The 757-nt window shown below is 45.4% G+C and carries 1 protein-coding gene; it reads right to left on the bottom strand.

What is annotated here, in order from left to right:
• Positions 1-23: 23 nt before the first annotated feature.
• A complete protein-coding gene (locus tag HCR01_RS38125) occupies positions 24-713 on the bottom strand; it encodes an IS1 family transposase (protein WP_193201041.1) in 690 nt (229 codons plus the stop codon).
• Between the last annotated feature and the right edge of the window lie 44 nt (positions 714-757).

The following is a 757-nucleotide window of genomic DNA, read 5'->3' as shown; positions in this document are numbered from 1 at the left end:
GGCGTTGCTGAAACTGTAATGAACTAAGCAGGTAGAAGAACTGTATGAAATTTCAAGTAGTGGAGCAGCAAACGAAGCGAACATTTCAACATTTCAACAGACTTTGAGTAGCACAAGGTCTTGCGGTGTAAGCGTGCTAGGTAATGTCGAAGACGGGTGTTCTCGGACTCCACACGAGTCATATAGGTCTTGCTGACAATCTGGTCGCCTTCGTGAATGAACATAGGGTAAACCTTCCATCCATCGGTAACGTAAAAGAAGCATTGCCAGCATTTAACAATTGACCACAAGCACTTGAACGTTTCGGCGCTGCGCTCGCCGAGCACCCATGCCAGAATTCCCGCTTGCTTATGGTTGACGGCTGTCCAAATCCATAGCTTGTTGCGTTTGCTACCGACAAAAGTTTGCAGTTCATCCAAGTCGCTGACCTCTGGGATATCTTCAGTCTCTGGAGTATCACGCAGTTGATTTCCCGCTTCTCTCACCCAGTGCATGACAGTTGTATGATCAATCTCGGTAACTCGTTCGATACCTCTCAACCCCATGCCGTTAAGATACATTTTGATACACAATTGCTTGACTTCATCTGAGTAGCGCCAAGGACGATAGGACTTCAAAAACTGACGACCACACTGCTTGCACTTGTAGCATTGTCTTTCTCGACGATACCCGTTTTTAGCTGTTTGAGTTGATTGACATTTAGGACATTTCATTCTCACTATTTTACCAACTTAAGCATTACTCTTTCAGCAACGCC

Source organism: Nostoc sp. MG11, assembly GCF_014904695.1.
In the GTDB taxonomy this organism is placed as follows: domain Bacteria; phylum Cyanobacteriota; class Cyanobacteriia; order Cyanobacteriales; family Nostocaceae; genus Komarekiella.
This window is presented reverse-complemented; position numbering and strand designations above follow the sequence as displayed.

Coding starts and splice junctions, on each gene's coding strand:
- HCR01_RS38125 (WP_193201041.1), bottom strand. CDS start 713: ATGAAATGTCCTAAATGTCAATCAACTCAAACAGCTAAAAACGGGTAT.